Source organism: Klebsiella sp. 141240 (assembly GCF_050600805.1).
GTDB classification, from domain to species: domain Bacteria; phylum Pseudomonadota; class Gammaproteobacteria; order Enterobacterales; family Enterobacteriaceae; genus Klebsiella; species Klebsiella aerogenes.
This window is the reverse complement of record NZ_JAQIRK010000001.1, coordinates 373,566-397,575: the sequence shown is the minus strand read 5'-3', so window position 1 is coordinate 397,575 and position 24,010 is coordinate 373,566. Positions and strand designations below refer to the sequence as shown.

Genomic DNA, 24,010 nt, shown 5'->3' with positions numbered 1-24,010 from the left:
TGCGTTGTGATGGCGTTCAAAAATCGGGGAGGTGCAATTTTTCAATAAGCTGTAATGCAAAGAGTTTTTATTTGCGGTCCGTTTTCTATAACGAAGGGGCCCGGTGGGTTTTGGCAATATTAAATATTATCAAATAAAAATATTGAGAACATAAATACTAATTAAGGCAAAATGAATAACGATGAAACGTTCGACCTCACCAGCGCGTTTTAGTGAGCGTAAGCATAATTAATACGTTGTAATATAAGGTAGTTATATGCCTTGTTTTTTCTCATCCTGCTTATACTGGCCGAAGTATTATCCTCCGGCGCTCGCAGTTTTCTCGCCAGGCGTCTGTTAATTTTCTGTAAAAATCTGATCGCTGTCGGATTGTTGATCTTTTTCACGGCAGAGGGTTGCAGGCCAGGGTATTCATCGTTTAAAGCTAACCAGCCTGCCTCCTTGATGATAAAAAAATAAGGTATCACATGCCCCATTTCACCCTGAAACAGCTCAAATACTTTGTTGCCGTCGTCGAGGCGGAAAGTATTGCTGAAGCCTCACGCCAGCTGCATATCGCGCAGCCGTCAATTTCCATTGCCGTGAAGACGCTGGAAGATATGTTTGAGCAGCAGTTTTTTATTCGCCACCACGCCCAGGGGGTATCAATGACCCCGAGCGGGCAGCGTTTTTATGAAAAAGCCAAAGAACTGCTGCGGCTCTCTTATCAATTCGAGCAAAACTCGAAGGCCGATAATGAGCTGGTCTCCGGGATTATTTCCATCGGCTGTTTCGAGACCGCCGCGCCGCTGTATATGCCATCGTTGATGGCCGGGTTTAAGAAAATTTATCCGGAAATCACCATTAAAATTTACGACGGCGAGCAGCACGAGATTGCTCACGGCCTGCACCGCGGGCGTTTTGATTTGGCTTTTCTCTATGACCTCGAACTGGATACCTCGATTTATACCGAGAGCCTCAACGCGCCGCAGAAGCCCTATGCGTTGTTACCGGCGGACCATCCGCTGGCCCAGCGGCACGCCGTGCGGCTGTCGGAGCTGAGCAATCTGCCAATGATCCTGTTGGATGTGGTGCCGAGCAAAAACTACTTCATCAGCATTTTCAAAGATAAGGGCTACAACCCGCAGGTGGCCTACAGTTCGCCGTCGATTGAGATGGTGCGCTGCATGGTCGGCCAAGGGCTGGGCTTCTCGGTGCTGGTAACGCGTCCGGTGAATGACATGACCTATGACGGCCAGCAGGTTCGCTGTGTGGAAATTCAGGATGAGATGGCGAATTCGGCGCTGGTAATGGCGCACCTGCGCAGTAGTGAACCGACTAAACCCACCAAACTGTTTATGGAATATTGCCGCAATGCGGTGTTGAGCCCGCCGCAGCAAGAAGTGAAAGTCGCCTGAATGAGCAAATTTACCCGCGATTAGCGCGGGTAAATATATTCATGCGGTATTTTCTACGTTTTATTGCTTATAAAAAAACGAGGCTCTGACGATATTTTCATGAGCCTCGAAAGCTATTGTTATTTTTCCTTTCAAAATCCCGTTCCTGAAAAATAAATACTGCGTATTCGCGTGGCGGAAATGGCCTGAAGGCAGGGGGAGACCGCTGCATCATTATTTTATTCTCAGGTACTAAATTTATAATAATTTACCTGTGTATAACGGTTTATTAACCTCGGTCATGAGCAGAACATCATCCGAAGGACACATATATGACCGTAGAAAAAATACAAATCGAGACGCTGGTTGTTGGCGGGGGGCAGGCCGGGATCGCTATGAGCGAGCACCTGAGCAAACAGGGTATTTCGCATCTGGTCGTGGAAAAGAATCGCATTGCCGAAGCATGGCGTACCGGCCGCTGGGATTCGCTGGTGGCGAACGGCCCGGCGTGGCATGACCGTTTTCCGGGCATGGAGTTTAAAGGCGGCGACCCCGATGCCTTTATTGCCAAGGATGATGTTGCGCAATACTTTGTCGATTATGTGCGCGAGTTTAATCTTCCGGTCCGTACCGGCGTGGAAGTCAAAAGTGCGGTGCGTAACCACGGTCGTCCGGGGTTTATCATTGAAACCACCGACGGCGTGATTGAAGCGCTGAATATTGTCGCGGCGACCGGGCCGTTCCAGAAGCCGGTTATTCCGCCGATCGCCCCGCGCGACAGCGCCATCCATCAAATTCATTCGGCGAAATATTACAACCCGCAGCAACTGCCGGAAGGTGCGGTGCTGGTGGTGGGCGCGGGCTCGTCCGGCGTGCAAATCGCCGATGAACTGCAGCGCGCGGGCCGCAAGGTTTATCTGTCGGTCGGCGCCCATGACCGCCCGCCGCGCGCCTATCGTAACCGGGACTTCTGCTGGTGGCTGGGGGTATTAGGCCTGTGGGATGCGCCGGCCAGCGAACCCGGTAAAGAGCACGTTACCATCGCGGTTAGCGGCGCGCACGGCGGCCACACGGTTGATTTCCGCGAGCTGGCGCATCGCGGTATCACGTTGGTTGGTCTCACCGAATCCTTCGCTGGGGGCACCGTCTCCTTTAAAAATAATCTCGTCGAAAATATTCGTCTCGGCGATGAAAACTACCTGGCGCTGCTGGATGCCGCCGATGCTTACATCGCCGCCAATGGCCTGGATTTACCGGAAGAGCCCGCCGCACGGCAATTCTTAGCGGACCCGGACTGCATGACGTCGCCGATCCTGTCGCTCGATCTGGCGCAGGCGGGGATTAACACCATTATCTGGGCCACCGGCTATGCGGTGGACTACAGCTGGCTCAACGTCAACGCTTTCAACGAACAGGGCCGTCCTCAGCATCAGCGCGGCGTCTCCAGCGAACCGGGAGTCTACTTCCTCGGCCTGCCGTGGTTATCGCGCCGGGGATCAACCTTTATCTGGGGCGTCTGGCACGACGCGAAGCATATCGCCGACCATATCGCTACCCGCCGTAAATATAGCCAGTACAAAGACGCCAGCCAGCGTTAATCATGACTTACTGAACAGGATAACCATTATGCCGACCCATACTCGTATTCGGATGTTCAATACCAAAGAGACTTACCCTAATCAGACGCTGGACAATGATTTATGTCAGGCGGTGCGCGCCGGTAATACCGTCTACGTTCGCGGCCAGGTAGGGACGGATTTTGCCGGCAATCTGGTGGGCCTTGGCGACCCTAGAGCGCAGGCGGAACAGGCGATGAAAAACGTCAAACAGCTACTGGAAGAGGCGGGTAGCGATCTGTCGCATATCGTCAAAACCACCACCTATATTATCGATCCGCGCTATCGCGAACCGGTCTATCAGGAGGTAGGAAAATGGCTAAAAGGCGTGTTCCCGATCTCCACCGGGCTGGTGATTTCCGCGCTGGCGCAGCCGCAGTGGCTAATGGAAATCGATGTTATCGCCGTCATCCCTGATGACGTGGCGAAATAAGGAGGCAGAATGACATTTTCGATTGCCGCACGCTGCCCGGAAAGCGGGCAGTTTGGTATCGCGATCAGCTCTTCAAGCATTGCCGTCGGCGCCCGCTGCCCGTGGCTGCAGGCGGGGGTAGGGGCGGTATCGAGCCAGAACATTACCTTACCGGCGCTGGGGCAACTCACTCTGGCGCAGATGGAGCAGGGGCTGACGGCGGAGAAAGCGATGCGCCGGGCGCTGGCGGAAGATGATTTTAGCCGCTATCGGCAGATTATCGCCATCGACGCCAGCGGCCAGACCGCGTGGTTCAGCGGCGATAAAACGCTGGGGACCTGGCATGTTGTGCAGGGCGATAACTGTATCGCCGGCGGTAATATGCTGGCATCTGAAGCGGTGATTGCCGCGATGGCGGCAACGTTTTCGCAAACCGAAGGCGAGCTGGCGACGCGACTGGTTGCCGCGCTGCAGGCCGGTGTAGCAGAGGGCGGCGAGGCCGGGCCGGTCCATTCGGCGGCGGTAAAGGTGGTGGATGATTACTCCTGGCCGCTGGTGGATCTGCGCGTTGACTGGAGTGAAACGGACCCGATTGGCGAGCTGGCGGCGTTGTGGCAGGCCTATGAACCGCAAATGCAGGCTTACGTGACGCGCGCTCTCGATCCGCGGGAGGCTCCCAGTTACGGAGTACCCGGCGATGAATAGTCGATTACAGGATATTCTGGCGCGGCTGCTGGCGTTTGACACCACCAGCCGCGAATCGAACCTGGCGATGATCGACGATATTGCCGATTATCTCCACGGCTTCGCAATCGAAACGCAGCGCTTTTATGATGCGGAAGGGAGAAAAGCTAATCTCTATGCACGACTGGGCCCTGCGGGGCCCGGCGGCGTTATGCTGTCCGGCCACACCGACGTGGTGCCGGTTGACGGCCAGCCATGGACGGTTCCCCCTTTTGCCCTCACGCAACGCGATGGCCGCTGCTACGGCCGCGGTAGCGCCGATATGAAAGGCTTCCTCGCCTGTGTACTGGCCGCCATTCCTGATTTTCTCGCCCAACCGCTACGCATGCCGCTGCACTTGGCTTTTTCCTACGATGAAGAGGTGGGATGTCTTGGCGTACGCAGCTTGGTCGCCCATCTGCAGGCGTCGACAGAGAAACCGGCGATGTGCATTATCGGCGAGCCGACGGAGATGCGCCCGGTCTATGGTCACAAGGGGAAGCTGGCGATGCGCTGCGATGTTCACGGCCACGCTTGCCACTCCGCTTATGCGCCTGATGGCGTGAATGCGATTGCCTGGGCGGCAAAGCTGATTGGCCGCCTGGACGAGCTGGGCGAGCAGCTTGCGCTTCGCAAGGATTCGCGTTTCGATCCGCCTTTCAGCACCCTGCAGGTGGGGGTGATTAAGGGCGGCGCGGCGTTGAATATTGTACCGCAGTACTGTCAGTTCGATTTTGAAATTCGCCATTTACCGGATGTGTCGGTCGATGATGCGCTGGCCTCGCTGCAGGCGTATGCCGAAGGCGAGTTGTTGCCAAAAATGCGCGCGAAGGCGGCGGGATCGGCTATTAGCTTTCAACCGCTCAGCCAGTATCCCGGCCTGCTGAGCGACCCGCAGTCGGCGTTCGCCGGCTGGCTGGCGCAGTGGGCCGAATGCGAGGATTTTTCAACGGTTGCTTTTGGCACCGAAGGCGGATTGTTTGATGAGGCCGGCGTGGCCACGCTTGTTTGTGGCCCGGGGAGCATGGAGCAGGGGCATAAGGCGGATGAATTTGTTAGCGAGGCGCAGTTGGAAAGGTGCGCGCAGATGTTGAAAAACCTCTGCCGCTGGATGTCAGCTTAAACGCCGGCGCGCCGCAAAGGCGGCGCGCTTTCTTGTGGGCTTTAAATCTTCTCTTTAGCAAAAGCCATGCTTTTAACACTCTTCGCTTTCGAGAAATAATAATAGACCGGTGAGACCACCAATAAACCTATAATCCAGGAGAGATCTGCGCCGCCGAAGGAGAGGGCGATTGGCCCGGTATAAATTGAGGTCGACATAAACGGTACTTCGACCAGAATACCGAGGATATAGCAGGATATTGCCGTTGCATTAAAGTAACCGTAAATACCGCCATCGCGTTTAAAGAACGATTCAACGTGATATTCGCCGTGGGCCACTAAATAATAATCGACCAGATTAATTGCCGTCCACGGCACCAGCACATACAGCAGCACGGTAATAAAGTTAGTGTAGATTAACAGGAAATTTTCCTGGCCATAGATGGCGAGGAATATCTCCAGCAGCATGGTCAAAATAGCGGTGATAATGCGTGCCCGCGCCATCGGCGACCAGCCGTCGATAAAGGTCTGGCCGAGCGTCAGGGTACAGAGTACGCCGCAGTACAGCATCATCGAGTTGGTGGCGGCGATCCCCAGCGCCAGTACGATAATCACTATCGCCCCCATGCTGCCGGTCAGATCCATAATCCCTTGAATAATATCGTCATTACCGATACAAATCGCCACCAGTACCCCGAGCACCATCGGCAAATAGGAGCCGAGAATGCAGCCAAAATAGCTGGCGTAAAAGACGCTTTTATCGTTGGTGCTGTAGGGCATATAGCGGGAATAGTCAGAGACATACGGCGCATAGGCCAGCTGCCAGAGCGCGGCGATAGAGACGGCGCCGAGGAAACCGACGATGTTGAAGCCGCCGCGGTCGACAAAGTCGCCCGGCAGGCCGTGGATGAAGACTATCCACACGAAGGTTGCCGCCAGTACGATGCCGGAAATCCACGACATGATCCGCGCGTAGGAGTGGATGATCTTATAGCCAAAGATGGTGGCGAACAGGCTTAGCGCGCCGACCACGATAATCCCGATGTCCGAGTTCATCGGCTGATAAATCGCGTGCATCGACTGCCCGCCGAGCACCAGACTGGAGGCGGTAAAGCCGATATACATCAGTACGACGATGGAGACCACCAGTACCGAACCATAGGAGCCAAATTGCCCCTTGGTCTGGACCATTTGCGGCACCCCGAGTTTTGGCCCCTGCGCCGAATGCAGCGCCATAAAGAGCCCGCCGACCAGGCTGCCGATAAATAGCGCAATCACTGACCATAAAAAGGAAAGATGAAAAATCGTCACCGACATCGCGCCGGTGATGACCGTTAACAACATAATGTTGGAGCCAAACCAAATGGTAAAGAGATCGCCTGGTTTGCCGTGACGCATATTTAAGGGGATAGGTCTGATGGTATTACTTTCAAGATTCTCGACATTAACAGATTGATGTTTTGTCATGGTGCTCTCTCATTATTTTGGTCTTCATCAGCGTAAGAGTGATATTTCAATGAGGAGTACAGCTAATCTACTCATCACAACATTTCATTCACCATTTTTACAACTCTGTATCATTTGCGAAATGACAAAAAATATCGGTGCTGGATATAAAAAAAATGCTTTACCCGGCGCTGGAAAAACGCTGCATTTGTGCGTTTAGTTTTTTTTAGAGTTTTATGCTTCGTGCTTAATTTTTTACTGGCAAACCCGCTGATGGTTTTTTATCGGGCAGATAAAACTCTGCCATATTGCGAAGGGATTAGAATGATGAACCGTAGGGAGAAATAACAATTCCCTGTTTTTATTATGGTCTAATAAGATAGATGTTTGACCCCATAAAATAATGGGGAAATAAAATAATTAGCTGATACATCATGACATTAGAATTGTCGTATTGAGTAACCTAAAGTCATACAAATAATAGGGAAAAGGGCGTTATGCGAGGCACTTCACAATAACCAACAGATAATCAATATAAGGGCAGGAATGCGACATCCTGCCCGAAAATAATTAATAACCGACTTTATAAACCCGCCCGCTTTGGATCCCTTCGACGCTGCGACGGTAGGCCTGCGCCACCGCTGCGGCCGGTACGCTGGCGAAACCGGGGAAAAAGCCGTCATAGGCTTCGACGGATTCACTGAGCACGGTGGGGCTTATCAGGTTAATGCGGATCCCACGCGGTAATTCACAGGCGGCGGCGCGAACGAAGCCGGCCAGTCCGGCGTTAACGGTGCTGGCATTCACCCCTTGAGCGATGGGTTCATCGGCGACGATGCCGCTGATAAGGGTGATGGAACCGCCATCGTTAAGATAATGCTGGCCGGTGAGGGCGAGGCGAATCTGCCCCAGCAGTTTATCCTGCAGCCCTTGGTCAAAATCGCGGTCGGTCATCGTGCTTAGCGGGCCAAAGTACAAACTACCGGTTGCTGAGACGATGGCATCGACCGGGCCAATTTTCTCGAACAGCGCCTGCACGCTGTGCTGCGAGGTGATATCAACCTGCTCGTCGCCGTGGGTGCGGCCAACGCGGATAACCTCATGTTGGCGGCTCAGTTCTTCCGCAACCGCGCGGCCAACGGTACCGCTGGCGCCAATAACGATAATTTTCATCGCAAACTCCTCAGTGAAGTGAGCCTCTATTCTTTAATTAATCGATTGTCGGATAAACTGGCTAAAAGTTAGATGATTACTAACCAGGAGTTTGTAATATGGACAAACTGCGTGGAATGGAGACGTTTGTCGCGGTGGTGGAGTGCGGTAGCTTCACCGGCGCGGCGGCGCGTCTCGAAATATCGGCGGTGATGGTCGGCAAATATATCGCCTTACTTGAGGGCCAGCTCGGTACCCGCCTGCTGGAGCGAAATACCCGTCGGCAAAGCCTGACCGATGCCGGGCGAGTCTATTTTGACGAGGCCCGACGGGTACTAGAGCAGGTGGCGAATGCCGAGCGTTCGGTTGAAAGGTTACGGCTGGCCCCTGCCGGTACGCTACGGGTGAGCGCGCCGGTTTCTTTCGGCGCCAGCATTATCGCGCCGCTGACCGCCTCCTTTCTGCAGGCCTGGCCGGAGGTACGCGTCGAGCTTGATTTGACGAACCGCATGGTGGACCTGGTAGATGAGGGAATCGATCTGGCGATTCGCATCGGCGACATCCAGCGTACCGATCTGGTGGCGAAATATCTCGCTCCCTATCGTATGGCGATCTGCGCGGCGCCGGATTATCTGGCGCGCCACGGCACCCCGCAAACCCCCGCTGATTTAGCCGGGCATCAGTGTCTTTCGCATACGGTGTGGACCGCGCGCAACGAGTGGCGGCTGCCGGGCGCTGCGGAAGAGGTGCGCTGGAAGCGCGACGCGGTGCTGCGCTGCAACGATGGCTACGCGCTGCGTATGGCGGCGGTGGCCGGCGCCGGGCTGTTATTGCAGCCGGAAGTGCTGCTGGCGGAAGACTTAGCCAATGGCCGACTGGTGCGTATTTTGCAAAATTACACCCCGGAACCGAGGCCGATACACCTGCTGTGGCGCCAGGATCTGCGCCCGTTACCAAAACTTACCCGTTTCGTCGAGCATTTGTTAAAGGAAGTGAACGGTATTTATAAGCTATGATTATCGTGTCTGATGAAAGCATTCATCGTGAAACAGTAATGGAGGTATGGATAGATGGGATTATTAAGTTTTGTGAAAGAAGCGGGCGAGAAGATCTGGGATGCCGTGTCCGGCTCCAGCAAGGAAGATCAGGCTGACAAGCTGAAAAAACATATTGATAGTCTTAACCTGCCTGGTGCCGAAAAGGTCAATATTGCCGTAGCGGACGATGGTACCGCGACGGTAACGGGCGACGTCGGTTCACAGGAAGATAAGGAAAAAATTCTGGTGGCGGTAGGTAACGTAACCGGGATTGGCCAGGTCAACGATAGCGTTACTGTGACGCAGAGCGGAGCGGAAAGCCGTTACTATACGGTTAAATCCGGTGATACCCTCAGCGCCATCTCGAAAGCGATGTATGGCTCCGCCAATGACTATCAGCGTATTTTTGAAGCCAATAAACCGATGCTGAAGCATCCCGATAAGATCTATCCGGGGCAGGTGCTGATTATCCCGGCGAAGTAAGCCGTGAATCAGGGATTAATAGCAACGTTTTGATGGAGTCTGTAATGGGATTATTAGATCAAATCGGCGGCGTGCTTGGCGGGCAGGCTGGCAAGGCTGAACAACTTCAGGCGATCATGGCCTGGATTGAACAGCAGGGCGGTATCCAGGGGATTCTGGAAAAATTCCGCAACGGCGGCTTAGGTGAAATCGTCGAGTCGTGGCTTAGTCAGCAGAGTAATATGTCGGTGAACAGCGATCAGATTACCTCGGTGTTCGGCTCGCCTGCGCTGCAGGATCTCGGCGCCAAACTGGGCGTTGATTCGCAAACCGCCTCATCGCTGATTGCGGAATACCTGCCAAAAATCGTCGATGGCCTGTCGCCGCAGGGCGAAGCGCCGGCCCAGGGCGACCTGGTCTCCGCAGGGCTTAATCTACTGAAAGGTAAGTTATTTAGTTAAACGCTTGCCGTTTGAGTTTTAACTTATCACATAATACGGGCCTGAATAACGGCCCGTATTTTATTATCCGCCATAAATTCACCGCGTCGCGATTATTTATTCTGGATTACTAATTGACAACTTACCGCTGCGTTGAAAATATCATTATTTAATCTTACCGGAACGGTTATGATAAATTTTTATGATATTTATCGGCGTTCTGCCGGGCTAATTAGTTTTTTTATTTCCTGTAGCCATAAACAAAGTAATTTACCCTTTCGCTAAATAATGCGCATTATCTCCAAAACATAAAAACACCTGCACATCACAACCATTATTAATGGTTCCTGACTTTGGAGAATGCTATGCCGACCAAAGAATCATCGCCGCCGCTTATTGAGAAGCACACCATTGGCTATATTCCGCCAGAAGATCGCCACGGTAAAACCCGCGATCTCTTTACCCTGTGGTTTGGCGGCAACATCGCGCCGCTGCCGATCGTTACAGGCGCCCTGGGGGTACAGATCTTTCATCTGAATCTGCTGTGGGGGATCGCTGCGATTTTAGTCGGCCATCTGGTTGGCGGGGCGCTGATGGCGCTGCACTCGGCGCAGGGGCCGCAGATGGGGATCCCGCAGATGATCCAGAGCCGCGCGCAGTTTGGATCTTTTGGTTCGCTGCTGGTGGTGGCGATCGCCGGGGTGATGTACGTCGGTTTCTTTGCCTCGAACATCGTGCTGGCCGGGCAGTCGCTGCACGGTATCGCCCCTGCCGTCCCACTGCCGGTGGGGATCGTGATCGGCGCGGTGGGATCCTGCGTGATTGGCATTATCGGCTACCGATGTATTCACATTCTCAACCGAATCGGCACCTGGGTGCTGGGCATCGGCATTATGGTCGGCTTTGGCTACATCTTCACGCATCTGCATACCGCCGATTTCTTAACCCGCGGCGGGTTTTCCTTCTCGGGCTGGCTGGCTACCGTGTCGCTGGCGGCGTTGTGGCAGATCGCCTTCGCCCCGTATGTTTCTGATTATTCGCGCTACCTGCCGGCGGATGTGCCCGTCGCCGCGACGTTCTGGACCACCTATCTTGGCTCGACGCTCGGTTCCAGTCTGTCGTTTATTTTCGGCGCGGTAGCGGTGCTGGCGACGCCGGTGGGGCTGGAAACCATGGATGCGGTAAAGCTGGCGACCGGCGCGATCGGCCCGTTGATGCTGGTACTCTTCCTGCTGAGCGTCATCAGCCATAACGCGCTTAATCTTTATGGCGCGGTGATGTCGGTGATAACCCTGGTGCAAACCTTCCTGTGGCGCTGGATCCCCGGCAGCCGCAGCCGGGCGCTGCTGTCGGTTATCGTGCTTATTTGCTGTGTGGTGGCGGCGATCTTCGCCTCGGCGGACTTTATCAGCCACTTTATCGATCTCGTTCTGGCTCTGCTGGTGGTGCTGGTGCCGTGGACCGCGATTAACCTGATCGATTTCTACGCCATTCACAAGGGCAACTACGATATTAACTCGATATTTCAGGTGGATGGCGGCATCTATGGCCGTTACAACCCGCACGCGCTGCTGGCCTACGCCATCGGCATCCTGGTGCAGATCCCGTTTATGAATACCCCGCTGTACGTCGGCCCGGTCTCGGCGTGGTTTAACGGCGCCGATCTCTCCTGGCTGGTTGGCCTGCTGGTAACCTCGCCGCTGTACTATTGGCTGGCGAGCCGCGATAGCGCCTGGCGTCGCCGTCAGGTTGGCCTCAAGCAGGCGATGGATTAAGTTATAAAGCGGAGCGCCGCTGGCTGGCCTTACGGTACTGCAGCGGCGTCTGGCGCATCATCTTTTTAAAACAGGTAATGAAGTAGGTCACCTCGCCAAATCCCACCGCTAATGCGATGGCATCAATGCTCTCATCGCTATTACGTAGCAGATCGCAACTGCGTTTTATTCGCCGGGTGAGCAAATATTCATGGATATTGCCGCCGGTCTGCTGACGAAAAACCCGCGAGGTGTAGCTGCGCGAAAGTCCGAGGTCGCAAGCCAGCTGGTCAAGAGAAAACTTGCTGGCATAGTGGGCTTCGATCCAGTTCATAATCCGCGAGGCGACGGTCTGCTGGCGCGGCGGGTAGCGTTGCGGCTGCTCGGGTAGAAACGTCATCAGCTGCATCATCAAAAACGCCACCTCGCAGGCGGTGGTCTGCTCGTTATCCTCCAGACGCTGAAACTGTTCAAGGATCCTTTCGATAAATGCCGCGTGCTCGCTGAGGTCGTAAATTTGCGCCGGCAGATTGCTGGCGGCCAGCGCTGCGAACTGGGCCTGATGGCGCGGGAAAGCGCTGAGCGCGCTCTCAACGACCGACTGCTCAATGTGCATGGTGGTGCGGTGATAAGGATTTTTATCGCTATGATCGACCTGCACTTTGTGCAAACGGAAGGGCGGGAAGATAAATAATCGCCCAGGACGGGCGGTGTAGTGCTGGTTATCCACCACCACGATGCCGTAGCCGCTGGAAATATAAAGCAATTCAACGCATTGATGCCAGTGGTAGTAAAGCACGCTGGTGGTATACATGCGATTAAACGAAATGGCCTGCCGATCGAGCGTAATACGTTCCAGCAGTTGCGCTTCGCCCATTTTGCCTCCAGGACAACAGATTTAAATTTTTACGCCATCATTTGCAATTTATCCTCCGCGCGGTCGACAAAATCCAGCAAAAATGAAATGGCGGTTTAATTTTGTGAGTCCGCTCACTCAGCGCCGGGAATAAAAGCGGTTACTCTTCATCCAGACGTCGCACACGTGGCTTGATAAAAGCCTAATAACAATAACTTACCTCTATCCTCGTGTTATACGGGAGGACCCTGTGCAACCTGAAAACATTCATCTGGATAACCCACTGATAAGCCGGGAAGAGGTGCTACGGCTGGTCAATGAAATGTTGAACGCGGTGGCGCCTTATTTTAAAAACGACGCCAGCCGCATTGATTTAGCGAACTTCACCGCTCACTACGGCCAGCAGGTCGCGAGCATGGAAACCTTTTCCCGGCTGCTGTGGGGTGTGACGCCGCTGTTGGCTGGCGGCAGCGAGCCGCAGTATTTCTCCTTCTATTTACAGGCGATAAAAAACGGCACCAATCCGCAGCATGCCGATTACTGGGGCGAAGTCGCGCCTTACGATCAACGCATTGTCGAGATGGCGGCTTACGGACTATTGCTGGCGTTGGCGGGAAAAACCGTACTGGCGCACTTCAACGCTGTGGAAAAAGAGAATTTATGGCGCTGGTTAAAGCAGTGCGAGACCCAGGATATCCCGGATAATAACTGGCACTTCTTTCCGATTCTGGTGCAGGTTGGCTTTCATTATTGCGGTATGCCGACCAATCCGCAGGCGCGGGAAGATCATTTCACCGCCATGGAACGTTACTACCTCGGCGATGGCTGGTACTCGGATGGCCCGGGCCGACCGCGCGACTACTACATCTCGATGGGTTTCCATTTCTATGGCCTGATTTACGCGAAGCTGATGGCCGATGTCGATCCGCGACGTTGTGCGGAACTGCGTCAGCGGGCCGCGCGTTTCTCCTCTGACTTCATCCATTTCTTTGCCGATGACGGCGCGGCGATCCCGTTCGGCCGTAGTCTGACCTATCGCTTTGCCGAAGCGGCGTTCTGGAGCGCGGCGGCCTTCGCCGGGCTGGAAGTCTTTTCGCCGGGCGTGATGAAAGGCATCGTGTTGCGCCACCTGCGCTGGTGGCTGAAGCAGCCGATGTTCGACCGCGACGGCGTACTGAGCGTTGGCTACAGCTACCCGAACCTGGCGATGGCGGAAGATTACAACGCGCCGGGTTCACCGTACTGGGGGCTGAAAACCATGCTGGTGCTGGCGTTAGGCGAGGGCGACGCCTTCTGGCAGGCGGCTGAGTTGCCTCTGCCGCCGCTGCCCGCGCAGCACACAATAGCTCATGCGGATCAGGTGCTGGTACATCAGGCCGATCACCTGTGGATGCTAACTTCCGGCCAGCTGGAGCTGAACAACTTCGTTAATACCGAGGCGAAATACTGCAAATTTGCCTACTCCACCCGCTTTGGTTTCACCATTGAGCGGGGGCGCTACGGGTTGAACCATGCCGCTCCCGATTCGATGCTGCTGCTGGCCGAAAAGGATAACTACTGGCGCGGCCGCCGCGAATGCCAGCAGGTGGTCACCGCTGATGGCACTATTTACAGCCGCTGGCTGCCGTGGCGCGACGTGGTGATTGATAGCTGGCTACTGGCGCGGGGCGACTGGCAGCTGCGCGTCCATCGCATAACTACCCAGCGCGCGCTGGATTGCGCGGAAGGCGGCTTTAGCCTGGCGAATCGTCCGCTGCCGCAGGCGCAAGAGAGTGACGGCGCCTGCTGCTTACGCAACGCCCGCGATATCTCGGCGATTTTCTGTTTACATCCGCACGCCCGCCGCGGCGAGACGGTGCTGACGCCGCCGAACAGCAATCTGTTGTTTGCTGAACGTGCGGCGGTGCCGGTGCTGCGCGGCGAGCTCGATGCGGGGACGCATTGCCTGGTAAGCGCGGTATGGGCGGGGAATGCCGCTGACTTCGAACCGCAACACTGCCCACAGGCCTTCATTAGCGATGACGCGGTACGCTTCGTGACGGCACGACAAGAAACGACGCTCGTTCTGGCCCCGGAGGCATCGCTATGAGCACATCATCGTCCGTACGCGCCGCGCAGTACAAAATGAGTACCTTTATTTTTCTCTACTTCTTCACCTGGTCATCCAGTTTTGGCCTGTACGCGCTGTGGCTGAGCCAGAAGGTAGGCCTCGATAGCATTACCATCGGCAGCGTGTTCGCCATTAATGGCGTTTTCGCGGTGGTCCTGAAACCGGTGTACGGCTACATCATGGACAAAATTGGCATGAGCAAGTGGCTGCTCTATTTTGTCTGCGCCATTTCCGCGCTGATGGCGCCGTTCTTCGCGCTGGTGTACCAGCCGCTGCTGCAAAGCCACGCGACGCTGGGGATTATCATCGGCGCGCTGTATTTGAGCCTTGGCTGGTACGCCGGGGTGGCGGCTTCCGAATCTTACGCCGACCGCTTTAGCCGCCTGTACGGACTGGAGTTCGGCCGCATCAGAATGTGGGGTTCGCTGGGCTGGGCGATGGCGGCTTCGGTCTCCGGACTGCTGTTTAACTTCACGCCGCTGGCTAACTTTTTGCTCAGCAGCGGCACCTCGGTACTGATGCTGCTGGTGCTGATTAGCCTCAAAATCGGTGATGAGCAGCTGCGCAATAACAACGTCATTTCCGCGAATAAGATAGTCTTTGCCGATGTGTTGATGCTGCTGAAAAATCGCAAATTCTGGATGTTCAGCCTCTACGTCGCCGGAGTCGCGTGGATGATGTTCATCGCCGAGCAGCAGTTCCCGCGCTATTTCGTCTCGTTCTTTGCCACCAAAGAGCAGGGCAACGCCTGGTATGGCTATCTGAGTACCGTCCAGTCGGGGATGGAGTTTGTGATGATGATGTTTATCCCGTGGCTGGTGAACCATTATGGCGCCAAGCGCGGCCTGCTGTTCTGCGGCTGCGTGGTGGGGGCGCGGCTGATTGCCTCCGGCTTGACCAACGACCCGATTGTCATCTCCATTATCAAACCTTTTTACGGCGTTGAGATCGCGCTGCTGCTGATTTCAGTTTTCAAATACATCGCCGAACACTTCCATCGTCGGGTTAACGCCACGATGTACCTGCTGGGTTACCAGGCAATGATTTACGTCGGGTCGATTGTGGTCGCGCCGCCGGCGGGTTACCTGTACGACAAAATCGGCTTTGAGCATACCTATCTGCTGATGGGCTGCTGCGCCCTGACGTTTACGCTGATTTCCGCTTTTACGCTATCGCGCTGCCAGTCGAAGCGCGATGCCTCACGACCCTTTACTCCGGCTTTAGATACCGCCTCGGTTGAACCGGCCAAACATTAATTCAGGAGTTGTTATGACCAAATCTGTTATCACCGAAGCGCTGCGGCCGATAGAACTGCATCAGGTCGACCGCCTGGCGTTGAGCCAGAAGCTGGAAGACGCGCTGGCCCGCGTGACGCGCAAGCTGGACAAAAATATCGTTGCCTTCGGCGATAAGTTCCCCGGCGAAGCTTGTGAAAACGGCATCTGGCCGCGTACCGATAACGTAGAGTGGACCACCAGTTTTTGGCCGGGCCAGCTGTGGCTGGCGTGGGAGATGACCGGCAAAGCGCACTACCGCGAAGCCGCCGAGCGCTATTTACCGTCGTTCGCCCGGCGTATTGAGCAGCGTATCGACACCGCGACTCACGACCTCGGCTTCCTTTATTCGCTCTCCTGCATCAGCGCCTGGCGGCTCACCGGCAATGAAGCCGCTCGCCAGTCGGCGCTGCTGGCTGCCGAGCGCCTGATGGAGCGTTTTAACTCGACGGCCAAAATTATCCAGGCGTGGGGCGACTTAAACGATCCGGAGCAGCAGGGGCGAATGATCATCGACTGCAATATGAACCTGCCGCTGCTGTACTGGGCCAGCGAGCAGACCGGCGACCCGCGCTACGCGCAGGCGGCAACGGCCCACGCCGGGCAGGCGGCGAATTATATCGTGCGTGAAGACGCTTCGACTTATCACACCTACTATATGGATGTGCAGACCGGCGAGCCGCGCTTTGGTAACACCCATCAGGGCTACAGCGATACCTCATGCTGGTCGCGCGGCCAGGCGTGGGGCATTTACGGTTTCCTGCTGAGCTATCAGCACACTGGCGATAAGCAGATGGTTGAGCTGTCGCGCAGCCTGGCGCACTACTTCCTCAACCGCCTGCCGGAAGATGATGTCTGCCATTGGGATCTGGCGTTGCTCGGCACCGATGCCGTGCGCGACAGTTCGGCGGCGGCGATTGCCGCCTGCGGCCTGCTGGAGCTGGTCAAGGCGTTGCCAACGCTCGACGCCAACCGCGCGTATTACGAAGAGATGGCGCTGCGCATTGCGCTGTCGCTGACCGACAACTACCTGGCCCACGACGACACACCGACCGAAGGGTTGCTGCAGCACTCGGTATATCACATGGGCAGCGGCAAGGGCGTCGATCAATGCTGTAGCTGGGGGGACTATTTCTATCTTGAGCTGCTGGCGCGGCTGCGACAGATTTGGTACCCGTACTGGTAACCCTCAAGGAATGGAGAGCGAGATGAAAAGCGTAGCCGTGTTATTAGCCCCCGGGTTTGAAGAGGGGGAAGCGATAGTCACTATCGATATCCTGCGCCGTCTGAATATTGCGGTGCAGACAATTGCCTGCGGCGAGAGTCGCGAAGTGGTGAGCTACCACGCTATCCCGATGATAGCGGATAGCACCCTGAAGGCCAGCTTCGATCAAACCTTTGATGCCGTGGTGTTGCCGGGAGGCCCGGAAGGCAGTGTTAATCTGGCGAAAAGCGCGGAGGTCATTGCCTTCGTTCGCCGCCACGATGAAGCGGGTAAATATATCTGCCCGATTTGCTCCGCCGCCGCCCGCGTGCTGGGCGGCAATGGGCTGCTGAAGGGGCGTCGCTATGTCTGTTCCGGCGATCTTTGGCAGCAGGTGAGCGATGGCGTGTACGTGGATGCCGACGTCGTGGAAGACGGCAATCTGCTCAGCGGCCGGGGGTTGGGCAAGGTATTTGATTTTGCTTTCACCCTGGCGGCGCGGTTACAGGGCGATGAAGCGCCGGCGCGCGAACAGGCGGAACATATTTATTATCCGTGGTAGAACAAGATCTGCAGGCTTCCAAAATAATAATGGCGGCCTGCAGATTTTTTTAAATGTAAAAGAGGAAGTTACGATGTGTTCGCTTTTTCCTGGATTTGGTGCCAACATCACTTGATGTCAATTTTAAGTTCAGGGTAAATATTTTTTAATTCACTCACTTCTTTGGCATTTAGAGCGCCGATAAGATCCGGACTAGGCTTCATTGAAGAAAGCATTTCCAGCTCATCAGGGCTGATATCCGCTAGCTCAAATAAAATAAAACCAGTAATAAATCTATTCGCGGAGTCTGATTGATAATATGAGCCATCGATACGAAAGGCCGCTTCATTTCCGCCTCCGGTATCCGATGAGACTTCTTTCAACACTTCAATAAATGCAGTTCCTTTATAGAGGGTGTTTAGATAAGCGAAATTACAATTTGAATGTTTGGTTATATAGTCCCCAGCCGGCTTGTTAAATTTTAATGTTGATGTTTGTAATGATATTACTTGGTTGACTTCAGCATTATAACGGTATGCACTATTATAGTTTACACCACCATCAAATATGCCAGTGAGAACCGCTTTGGCTTTTGCTCCGGATTTTTCAATCGCAGTATAAGAGTCCTTTTTAACTGGTCCTGTGTCGATTTTATTTACCCCAGTTATACCGGTTGGAAATAAAATGAGACTTGTGGCACTCCAGTTCGTTAAGTACTCTTTACCGTTTTTGTCTATGCCTTTACATTGTTTATATAACCTCCCGAGATCATCCTCTATCCTGTTGTTTTTTGATATAAATTGCATTTCATTAAGGTCGGAATGTGCATTGAGATTTTGCGGTGTGTATTGTGTACAACCGGAAAGTATCAAAATCGCATTGATCAAAACAAGACTAGTATTTTTTTTCATTTTTATGTGTGCCACCCTTGCAGGCTGTGTTTAATTTTGAAAAATGAATTCATTTATTTCATAGTGCATAGGATCTTTTGCCGTAAAAGTGTTACCCCAAGTAAATCCGTGTTTTATAAAAATGTTTGACAACGGTGAGCTACTTATTCCATTTCCTCCATCATTAGGATTAATATCGAGCGCAATACCAAAAGCATGATTAGACGGTTTGCTACTATAGATGCCGCTCGTTGGTTTGCGAAGCCTTGCATAATATGGGGCCCCTAACTCTTTTATAATATGAATAAGACCTGCGCTGTGTATCTCTGAAAATGCTAATTTTAACTGTTCATGGCCTTTCACATGAAAAAGAAAAGTACTGCTTACATTTTTAATGTTTTTTAATTCTGGAATAGTAACGTACTGAATATCCTTTTCGTTTAATCCTTTAGTGAAAATTATACGATCGCCAAATACTTTTTCCTCATGGGCTGTTTTATACGTTACCTTGCCAAACAAGGGGTGGTGATAAGTAAATATTGGCATAGCGCGCTCCAGGTGCAAATGATATGAGCAGGTAGATATAATTAAAATAGAGTAAATCCTTTCATTATCCACTAGATTTGGTAGGGTGTTTGAAATATTTGTTTTAAATCTAATGTAAGTGATGTTTTTTTATTTTTTCATCTCGGTTTTCTAATTATGTTAGTCTATTCATCTATTAGTAAGTAGGTATCCAGTTTAATTGATTGATTAATCTTTTTTGTTAAACAATCTATCAAAGGCCTTTTATAGCAATGCCCTGATTTAATAGATGATTTGTGGTTCGTACTGAGAGGGAGAGGTACCAGGTACCTCTCCCTACATCGACTTTAAGTCGATGTGTACCTACCAGCTTCTACTAACCATGCTCGTACCAAACCCCATCACTTTACCAATTCAAGGATTGCCTTAATCTCACTTAAATGATATTAATTATCATTCTCATAATAAAAACATAATAACAATATTAATACCTGGCAAGGATGTGAGCTTAACGAACAACCACTTTAAGTTAGGCATGAATTAGGGAATAGGTATGAGAATTAACAAGATCCTCTGGCCGCTCACCGCGCTTGTGGTAGGGCTGAATAGCCCGCTATCCGCCGCCAAATCTTCCGACGATAGCGATGAAACGCTGGTCGTTGAAGCCACCGCAGAACAAGTACTTAAGCAGCAGCCGGGCGTTTCAATTATTACCAGCGAAGATATTAAAAAGGACCCTCCGGTCAACGACCTCTCCGATATTATTCGCAAAATGCCGGGGGTGAACCTCACCGGCAACAGCGCGTCAGGCACCCGCGGTAATAACCGCCAAATCGATATTCGCGGTATGGGGCCGGAAAATACCTTGATCCTCATTGATGGCGTCCCGGTGACCTCGCGTAACTCCGTACGCTATAGCTGGCGCGGCGAGCGTGATACCCGCGGCGATACTAACTGGGTACCGCCGGAACAGGTTGAACGTATCGAAGTCATTCGCGGCCCGGCGGCGGCGCGCTATGGCTCCGGCGCGGCGGGCGGGGTGGTGAATATCATTACTAAACGCCCAACCAATGACTGGCATGGCTCGCTCTCGTTATACACCAACCAACCGGAAAGCAGCGATGAAGGGGCCACCCGACGCGCCAACTTTAGCCTGAGCGGGCCGCTGGCCGGCGATGCGTTGACGATGCGTTTGTACGGCAACCTGAATAAAACCGATGCCGACAGCTGGGATATTAACTCTTCCGCGGGGACGAAAAACGCCGCCGGCCACGAAGGGGTACGCAACAAAGATATTAACGGCGTCGTCTCCTGGAAAGTGAATCCGCAGCAAATTCTCGATTTTGAAGCAGGATATAGCCGTCAGGGTAATATCTACGCCGGCGATACGCAAAATAGCTCTTCCAGCGCGGTGACCGAAAGCCTGGCGAAATCTGGCGCAGAGACTAACCGCCTGTATCGGCAGAATTACGGTATTACCCATAATGGGGTCTGGGATTGGGGGCAAAGCCGCTTTGGAGTCTATTACGAAAAAACCAATAACACCCGTATGGATGAAGGTTTATCCGGCGGCGGCGAAGGGCGTATTTCGGCGGATGAGAAATTCACCACTAACCGCCTGACCTCCTGGCGCACCAGCGGCGAACTCAATATTCCGCTGGATCTATGGGTCGATCAGACTCTGACCGTTGGCGCGGAGTGGAACCGCGATGAGCTTGACGATCCCTCTTCCACTGGTTTATCGGTAAATGATAATAACATTGGCGGTATTCCCGGTTCAGCGGCGGATCGCAGCAGTAAAAATCATTCACAAATTAGCGCCATCTATTTTGAAGATAATATTGAACCGACGCCCGGAACCAATATTATTCCCGGCCTGCGTTTTGATTATCTTAATGAGTCCGGCGGCAACTTTAGCCCCAGCCTGAACCTGTCGCAGGAATTAGGTGATTACTTCAAAATTAAAGCCGGGATTGCCAGAACCTTTAAAGCGCCAAACCTCTATCAATCCAGCGAAGGCTATCTGCTCTATTCGAAAGGCAACGGTTGCCCTAAAGATATTACTTCAGGCGGCTGCTACCTGATTGGTAATAAAGATCTCGATCCGGAAATCAGCGTGAATAAAGAGATCGGCCTGGAGTTTGCCCTCGACGATTATCATGCCAGCGTGACTTATTTCCGTAACGATTATCAGAATAAGATTGTGGCCGGCGATGATATTATCGGGCAAACCGCTTCCGGCGCTTATATCCTCCAGTGGCAGAACGGCGGTAAAGCGTTAGTGGACGGCATTGAAGCCAGTATGGCGTTCCCGCTGGTGAAGGATCGTCTGAAATGGAATACCAACGCCACTTACATGATTACCTCGGAACAAAAAGATACCGGCAATCCGCTCTCGGTTATTCCGAAATACACCATCAACAACTCCCTGGACTGGACGATTACCCAGGCATTTTCCGCCAGCGTCAACTGGACGCTGTATGGTAGACAAAAACCGCGTACCCATGCGGAGTCGCGCAGCGAAGATACCGGCGGCCTGTCGGGTAAAGAGCTGGGGGCTTATTCGCTGGTTGGTACCAACTTTAATTACGATATTAATAAAAATCTGCGTCTGAACGTGGGGGTCAGCAATATCTTCGATAAACAGATCTATCGTTCATCCGAAGGGGCGAATACCTATAACGAACCCGGTCGGGCCTATTATGCCGGAGTGACGGCGACATTCTGATCGCATCGTCATCAGTATACTGCCCGCAACCGCGCGGGCAGTATCAACGCTGGGTTAAGGACAACTATGCTGGTTGGACGCTTTTTCGCGACTCATATCCAGCAGCGCGCTGTGGAATGAGGCGTTAAACATCGGCCCGTGCCCCAGGCCAGGGAAATCCCAAAAGGCGGCATTAACCCCTTTCTCTTTCAGCGTGGCGAGGGTGGCATGTACTTTAGTTAGCACTTCAGCGGCGTGTGTTGCCCGGTTATCACCCGGCGTCGCCGAACCCTCCATAATGGCCAGGCTTTTGGCGCAATATGATGCGGGCTCGACCGCCGTGATTCGGTTCAGCAGGGCAAAGTTGTCCCGGCCAAGCGAAGGACTGGCGCTGTAATATGAATGGAAGAACGAGGACGAAAGCCAGGAGTCGAGCGCGAACAGGCCGCCGTATGAGTGGCCCCACAGGCCGCGGCGCTGTGGGTTGATTTTCAGCCCTTGCTCCGCCTTAGCGGCTATACGCGTTTCCAGTAATTGACGGAAGTCTTCACTGCCGCCGCTTTTGCGGCCAACATATGTTTCATTATTCTTTCTGACTGCCGGCGTATAGTCGTAGGCCCGGCCGTTAAGATCGAATGGCAGGTTGGTCTGATAACCGACCGCGACGATCACCGGCGGCGATTGCGCCGCCAGCTGCTTGAGTAGTTCGTCAGACAGGCGATCCATTACCGCATTACCATCAAGCATATATAGCACGGGATAGCCCGTTGGTGGCGCGGCTTTATTCGGTATGGCCGTCCATACCCGATAGTGGCGAGCGCCGTCGGCGGAATCGAACTGATTGACGCTGAAGTGGTAAAACGCTGAACCCTTATCGGCGATATTGGGCCCCAACGGCTGCATATCCGGTTTTGCTAAGCCTGAAGCGCTATAGCTGAGGGTGAGGCAAGAAAGAACGGCAAAAAGCGCCTTGCGCGGGCGCGTAGAGCGAGACTCGCGGGCATACATCTGATGATTATTCCTTTTCCGCAGGTGAAATTTTCGTTATTCAGAAAGCACATACAGTTGCCTGAAAGCGCTTGCTGGTCAAGTCAACCCTGCAGTAAGCCGAGCCCATCAAGCAAGGCGCCGCGCCACCAGGCGTAGTCGTGCCCGCCGGTGTAAATGGCGCAATGACTATCAACGCCGGACGCCTGTAGCTGCTGATGAAGCCGCTGGACGTGAGGCACCGTCGAACCTTCCAGTGAGCCCACACACAGGCGGATACGGACAGTACGCGGCGGCGCAGACAACACATGTTCGCTGACCCAAGAAGTATCGGTTGCGCTAAATAAATGGGGGCGACTGCCGCCATCTGGCGTCCACCACATGGAAGGCGAATGGCTGAGCACCAGACCGAAAGTTTCCGGCGCATGGCGGGCGGCCATCAGCGCGCTGACGCCGCCGAGGCTCTGCCCGGCCAGGACGGTGCGTGAGCGATCCGCCCATTTTTGTCGCGGCTGTTCGCGGCGAATGGCCGGCAGGAGATGTTCCGCGACGTCCCGTATCAGTTCGCTGCGCCCGCCGAGTATCGTGGTGCGCTCGCGCTCATCGATATTGTCGATACCCAGCAGCGCCACGGGAACAATGCGGCGGCTATCGATCGCGGCGTCGATGGCTGCGCACACCCCAAGATGATCGAACCAGGTTTCGCCATCGGGCAGCACCACCAGCCCCAACGGCTGCGACTTATCAACCGCGGGCAGGTACAGGCGCACCTGCCGTGATTGCCCGGCAACGATCCGTTCTGAGGACAGCAAGGTGCCGGCGTGGCGGCCTCCGCGCCATTCGGATTGAGCGGGGGCGTTATCAAGCGCCAGCACCGACTCCCGCACGCCGTCGCGAATAGCGATCCCCGGCGTCTTATTGAGCGGATCGGCCTGTCCGGTGAGTGTGGCAAAGCGGCTCCCAAGCTGATTAACAACCTCTTCCGGCGTGCCTGGCGGGATCTCCACCAGTGAATAAGAACCGCAATAGCTGGCCGGCAGGCGCAGCGTCAGGGTCCAGATATCCGTTGCGGGAATCTGGGTCATCAGCCCTTTTGCCACCTGTTCTTTGTCGGTTACCCGGTTTAATCGCAGATAAACGCCTCTGAGCGGATGGCGGGAGCGCCACAAAAAAGTGACTTCACGTTCATCGGCTGCGCCGTCCACCGTTGTTACTAGCGGTACCGGCAGCGATGCGGCCTGCTGCCAGAAATGAGAAAGATCGGTAATGTTGCCGGTAGCCAACTGGCGGCGCAGGCCGGCGATAGCCGCTGAAAACGGCGGATGTGGATTGATATTGAACATTCTATCTCTTTGAAAAATCATGCTACCAGTAAAAATAGCTAAAGCGGCTGTTCT

21 protein-coding genes are annotated in these 24,010 nt (G+C 53.9%); 14 read left to right on the top strand and 7 right to left on the bottom strand.

Annotated elements, in window-relative coordinates; all coding sequences use genetic code 11:
- Window positions 1–467 precede the first annotated feature (467 nt).
- The 5 genes from PGQ95_RS01875 (at window position 468) to argE (ending at window position 5,250) form a co-directional block, all read left to right on the top strand.
- Window positions 468–1,397: a LysR substrate-binding domain-containing protein gene (locus PGQ95_RS01875; protein WP_015703484.1), complete on the top strand. Its 930-nt coding sequence runs from the start codon at window positions 468–470 to the stop codon at window positions 1,395–1,397.
- Between the two features lie 311 nt (window positions 1,398–1,708).
- Window positions 1,709–2,974 (top strand): flavin-containing monooxygenase, encoded by a 1,266-nt coding sequence (locus tag PGQ95_RS01870; protein ID WP_430916818.1) that lies wholly within the window; start codon window positions 1,709–1,711, stop codon window positions 2,972–2,974.
- Window positions 2,975–3,002: 28 nt separating this feature from the next.
- Window positions 3,003–3,425 (top strand): RidA family protein, encoded by a 423-nt coding sequence (locus tag PGQ95_RS01865; protein ID WP_087859803.1) that lies wholly within the window; start codon window positions 3,003–3,005, stop codon window positions 3,423–3,425.
- Window positions 3,426–3,434: 9 nt separating this feature from the next.
- Complete coding sequence (locus PGQ95_RS01860; protein WP_015703481.1) at window positions 3,435–4,109, top strand: DUF1028 domain-containing protein; 675 nt, start codon at window positions 3,435–3,437, stop codon at window positions 4,107–4,109.
- Window positions 4,102–5,250 (top strand): acetylornithine deacetylase, encoded by a 1,149-nt coding sequence (argE, locus tag PGQ95_RS01855; RefSeq protein WP_430916816.1) that lies wholly within the window; start codon window positions 4,102–4,104, stop codon window positions 5,248–5,250. The genes PGQ95_RS01860 and argE overlap by 8 nt, the downstream gene beginning before the upstream one ends.
- A gap of 41 nt (window positions 5,251–5,291) precedes the next feature.
- Here the strand turns inward: argE and PGQ95_RS01850 are convergent, their stop codons facing one another.
- Together PGQ95_RS01850 and PGQ95_RS01845 are read right to left on the bottom strand one after the other, a co-directional pair.
- Window positions 5,292–6,695, bottom strand: a complete 1,404-nt coding sequence (locus PGQ95_RS01850; protein ID WP_308957733.1) for a purine-cytosine permease family protein — start codon at window positions 6,693–6,695, stop codon at window positions 5,292–5,294.
- A 549-nt stretch (window positions 6,696–7,244) separates the two neighbouring features.
- Window positions 7,245–7,847: a short chain dehydrogenase gene (locus PGQ95_RS01845; protein ID WP_271032116.1), complete on the bottom strand. Its 603-nt coding sequence runs from the start codon at window positions 7,845–7,847 to the stop codon at window positions 7,245–7,247.
- A gap of 98 nt (window positions 7,848–7,945) precedes the next feature.
- Between PGQ95_RS01845 and PGQ95_RS01840 the strand changes: the two genes are divergently transcribed.
- The 4 genes from PGQ95_RS01840 (at window position 7,946) to PGQ95_RS01825 (ending at window position 11,540) form a co-directional block, all read left to right on the top strand.
- Window positions 7,946–8,842, top strand: coding sequence for a LysR family transcriptional regulator (locus PGQ95_RS01840; RefSeq protein WP_087859798.1), 897 nt, complete (start codon window positions 7,946–7,948; stop codon window positions 8,840–8,842).
- 54 nt (window positions 8,843–8,896) lie between these two features.
- Entirely contained in the window at window positions 8,897–9,346 is a 450-nt protein-coding gene (lysM, locus tag PGQ95_RS01835) for a peptidoglycan-binding protein LysM (RefSeq protein ID WP_015369692.1), read from the top strand.
- A gap of 14 nt (window positions 9,347–9,360) precedes the next feature.
- Window positions 9,361–9,786: a YidB family protein gene (locus PGQ95_RS01830; protein WP_430916926.1), complete on the top strand. Its 426-nt coding sequence runs from the start codon at window positions 9,361–9,363 to the stop codon at window positions 9,784–9,786.
- Window positions 9,787–10,130: 344 nt separating this feature from the next.
- Entirely contained in the window at window positions 10,131–11,540 is a 1,410-nt protein-coding gene (locus PGQ95_RS01825) for a purine-cytosine permease family protein (protein WP_101706077.1), read from the top strand.
- 1 nt (window position 11,541) lies between these two features.
- Here the strand turns inward: PGQ95_RS01825 and PGQ95_RS01820 are convergent, their stop codons facing one another.
- Window positions 11,542–12,396 carry an AraC family transcriptional regulator gene (locus tag PGQ95_RS01820; RefSeq protein WP_015369696.1) on the bottom strand — a complete coding sequence of 285 codons (855 nt, stop codon included), beginning with the start codon at window positions 12,394–12,396 and terminating at the stop codon, window positions 11,542–11,544.
- A gap of 229 nt (window positions 12,397–12,625) precedes the next feature.
- Here PGQ95_RS01820 and PGQ95_RS01815 point away from each other — a divergent pair, with 229 nt between their 5' ends.
- Genes PGQ95_RS01815 through PGQ95_RS01800 form a run of 4 tightly spaced genes read left to right on the top strand, consistent with a single transcriptional unit; the run spans window position 12,626 to window position 17,525 of the window.
- Entirely contained in the window at window positions 12,626–14,464 is a 1,839-nt protein-coding gene (locus PGQ95_RS01815; protein ID WP_430916813.1) for a DUF2264 domain-containing protein, read from the top strand.
- Window positions 14,461–15,741, top strand: a complete 1,281-nt coding sequence (locus tag PGQ95_RS01810; protein WP_015369698.1) for an oligosaccharide MFS transporter — start codon at window positions 14,461–14,463, stop codon at window positions 15,739–15,741. The genes PGQ95_RS01815 and PGQ95_RS01810 overlap by 4 nt, the downstream gene beginning before the upstream one ends.
- 13 nt (window positions 15,742–15,754) lie before the next feature.
- A complete protein-coding gene (locus tag PGQ95_RS01805; RefSeq protein WP_430916811.1) occupies window positions 15,755–16,945 on the top strand; it encodes a glycoside hydrolase family 88 protein in 1,191 nt (396 codons plus the stop codon).
- A 22-nt stretch (window positions 16,946–16,967) separates the two neighbouring features.
- Window positions 16,968–17,525 carry a DJ-1/PfpI family protein gene (locus tag PGQ95_RS01800; RefSeq protein ID WP_015369700.1) on the top strand — a complete coding sequence of 186 codons (558 nt, stop codon included), beginning with the start codon at window positions 16,968–16,970 and terminating at the stop codon, window positions 17,523–17,525.
- 107 nt (window positions 17,526–17,632) lie between these two features.
- Here PGQ95_RS01800 and PGQ95_RS01795 read toward each other — a convergent pair whose 3' ends face one another.
- Both PGQ95_RS01795 and PGQ95_RS01790 read right to left on the bottom strand, forming a co-directional pair.
- Complete coding sequence (locus tag PGQ95_RS01795; RefSeq protein ID WP_213793586.1) at window positions 17,633–18,415, bottom strand: hypothetical protein; 783 nt, start codon at window positions 18,413–18,415, stop codon at window positions 17,633–17,635.
- Between the two features lie 30 nt (window positions 18,416–18,445).
- A complete protein-coding gene (locus PGQ95_RS01790) occupies window positions 18,446–18,940 on the bottom strand; it encodes a M15 family metallopeptidase (protein ID WP_308957728.1) in 495 nt (164 codons plus the stop codon).
- Between the two features lie 532 nt (window positions 18,941–19,472).
- On the opposite strand from PGQ95_RS01790, the gene iroN reads away from it, so the two are divergent.
- Window positions 19,473–21,647 (top strand): siderophore salmochelin receptor IroN, encoded by a 2,175-nt coding sequence (iroN, locus tag PGQ95_RS01785; protein ID WP_015703473.1) that lies wholly within the window; start codon window positions 19,473–19,475, stop codon window positions 21,645–21,647.
- Window positions 21,648–21,701: 54 nt separating this feature from the next.
- Here the strand turns inward: iroN and PGQ95_RS01780 are convergent, their stop codons facing one another.
- Both PGQ95_RS01780 and PGQ95_RS01775 read right to left on the bottom strand, forming a co-directional pair.
- Window positions 21,702–22,634, bottom strand: coding sequence for an alpha/beta hydrolase (locus PGQ95_RS01780; protein WP_047039362.1), 933 nt, complete (start codon window positions 22,632–22,634; stop codon window positions 21,702–21,704).
- A gap of 83 nt (window positions 22,635–22,717) precedes the next feature.
- A complete protein-coding gene (locus PGQ95_RS01775) occupies window positions 22,718–23,956 on the bottom strand; it encodes an alpha/beta hydrolase-fold protein (RefSeq protein WP_395226641.1) in 1,239 nt (412 codons plus the stop codon).
- Window positions 23,957–24,010: the final 54 nt, after the last annotated feature.

Excerpts from the sequence above, each read along its gene's own strand:
- PGQ95_RS01875 (WP_015703484.1), top strand. The coding sequence starts at position 468 with ATGCCCCATTTCACCCTGAAACAGCTCAAATACTTTGTTGCCGTCGTC.
- PGQ95_RS01870 (WP_430916818.1), top strand. The coding sequence starts at position 1,709 with ATGACCGTAGAAAAAATACAAATCGAGACGCTGGTTGTTGGCGGGGGG.
- PGQ95_RS01865 (WP_087859803.1), top strand. The coding sequence starts at position 3,003 with ATGCCGACCCATACTCGTATTCGGATGTTCAATACCAAAGAGACTTAC.
- PGQ95_RS01860 (WP_015703481.1), top strand. The coding sequence starts at position 3,435 with ATGACATTTTCGATTGCCGCACGCTGCCCGGAAAGCGGGCAGTTTGGT.
- argE (WP_430916816.1), top strand. The coding sequence starts at position 4,102 with ATGAATAGTCGATTACAGGATATTCTGGCGCGGCTGCTGGCGTTTGAC.
- PGQ95_RS01850 (WP_308957733.1), bottom strand. The coding sequence starts at position 6,695 with ATGACAAAACATCAATCTGTTAATGTCGAGAATCTTGAAAGTAATACC.
- PGQ95_RS01845 (WP_271032116.1), bottom strand. The coding sequence starts at position 7,847 with ATGAAAATTATCGTTATTGGCGCCAGCGGTACCGTTGGCCGCGCGGTT.
- PGQ95_RS01840 (WP_087859798.1), top strand. The coding sequence starts at position 7,946 with ATGGACAAACTGCGTGGAATGGAGACGTTTGTCGCGGTGGTGGAGTGC.
- lysM (WP_015369692.1), top strand. The coding sequence starts at position 8,897 with ATGGGATTATTAAGTTTTGTGAAAGAAGCGGGCGAGAAGATCTGGGAT.
- PGQ95_RS01825 (WP_101706077.1), top strand. The coding sequence starts at position 10,131 with ATGCCGACCAAAGAATCATCGCCGCCGCTTATTGAGAAGCACACCATT.
- PGQ95_RS01820 (WP_015369696.1), bottom strand. The coding sequence starts at position 12,396 with ATGGGCGAAGCGCAACTGCTGGAACGTATTACGCTCGATCGGCAGGCC.
- PGQ95_RS01810 (WP_015369698.1), top strand. The coding sequence starts at position 14,461 with ATGAGCACATCATCGTCCGTACGCGCCGCGCAGTACAAAATGAGTACC.
- PGQ95_RS01805 (WP_430916811.1), top strand. The coding sequence starts at position 15,755 with ATGACCAAATCTGTTATCACCGAAGCGCTGCGGCCGATAGAACTGCAT.
- PGQ95_RS01800 (WP_015369700.1), top strand. The coding sequence starts at position 16,968 with ATGAAAAGCGTAGCCGTGTTATTAGCCCCCGGGTTTGAAGAGGGGGAA.
- PGQ95_RS01795 (WP_213793586.1), bottom strand. The coding sequence starts at position 18,415 with ATGAAAAAAAATACTAGTCTTGTTTTGATCAATGCGATTTTGATACTT.
- PGQ95_RS01790 (WP_308957728.1), bottom strand. The coding sequence starts at position 18,940 with ATGCCAATATTTACTTATCACCACCCCTTGTTTGGCAAGGTAACGTAT.
- iroN (WP_015703473.1), top strand. The coding sequence starts at position 19,473 with ATGAGAATTAACAAGATCCTCTGGCCGCTCACCGCGCTTGTGGTAGGG.
- PGQ95_RS01780 (WP_047039362.1), bottom strand. The coding sequence starts at position 22,634 with ATGTATGCCCGCGAGTCTCGCTCTACGCGCCCGCGCAAGGCGCTTTTT.
- PGQ95_RS01775 (WP_395226641.1), bottom strand. The coding sequence starts at position 23,956 with ATGTTCAATATCAATCCACATCCGCCGTTTTCAGCGGCTATCGCCGGC.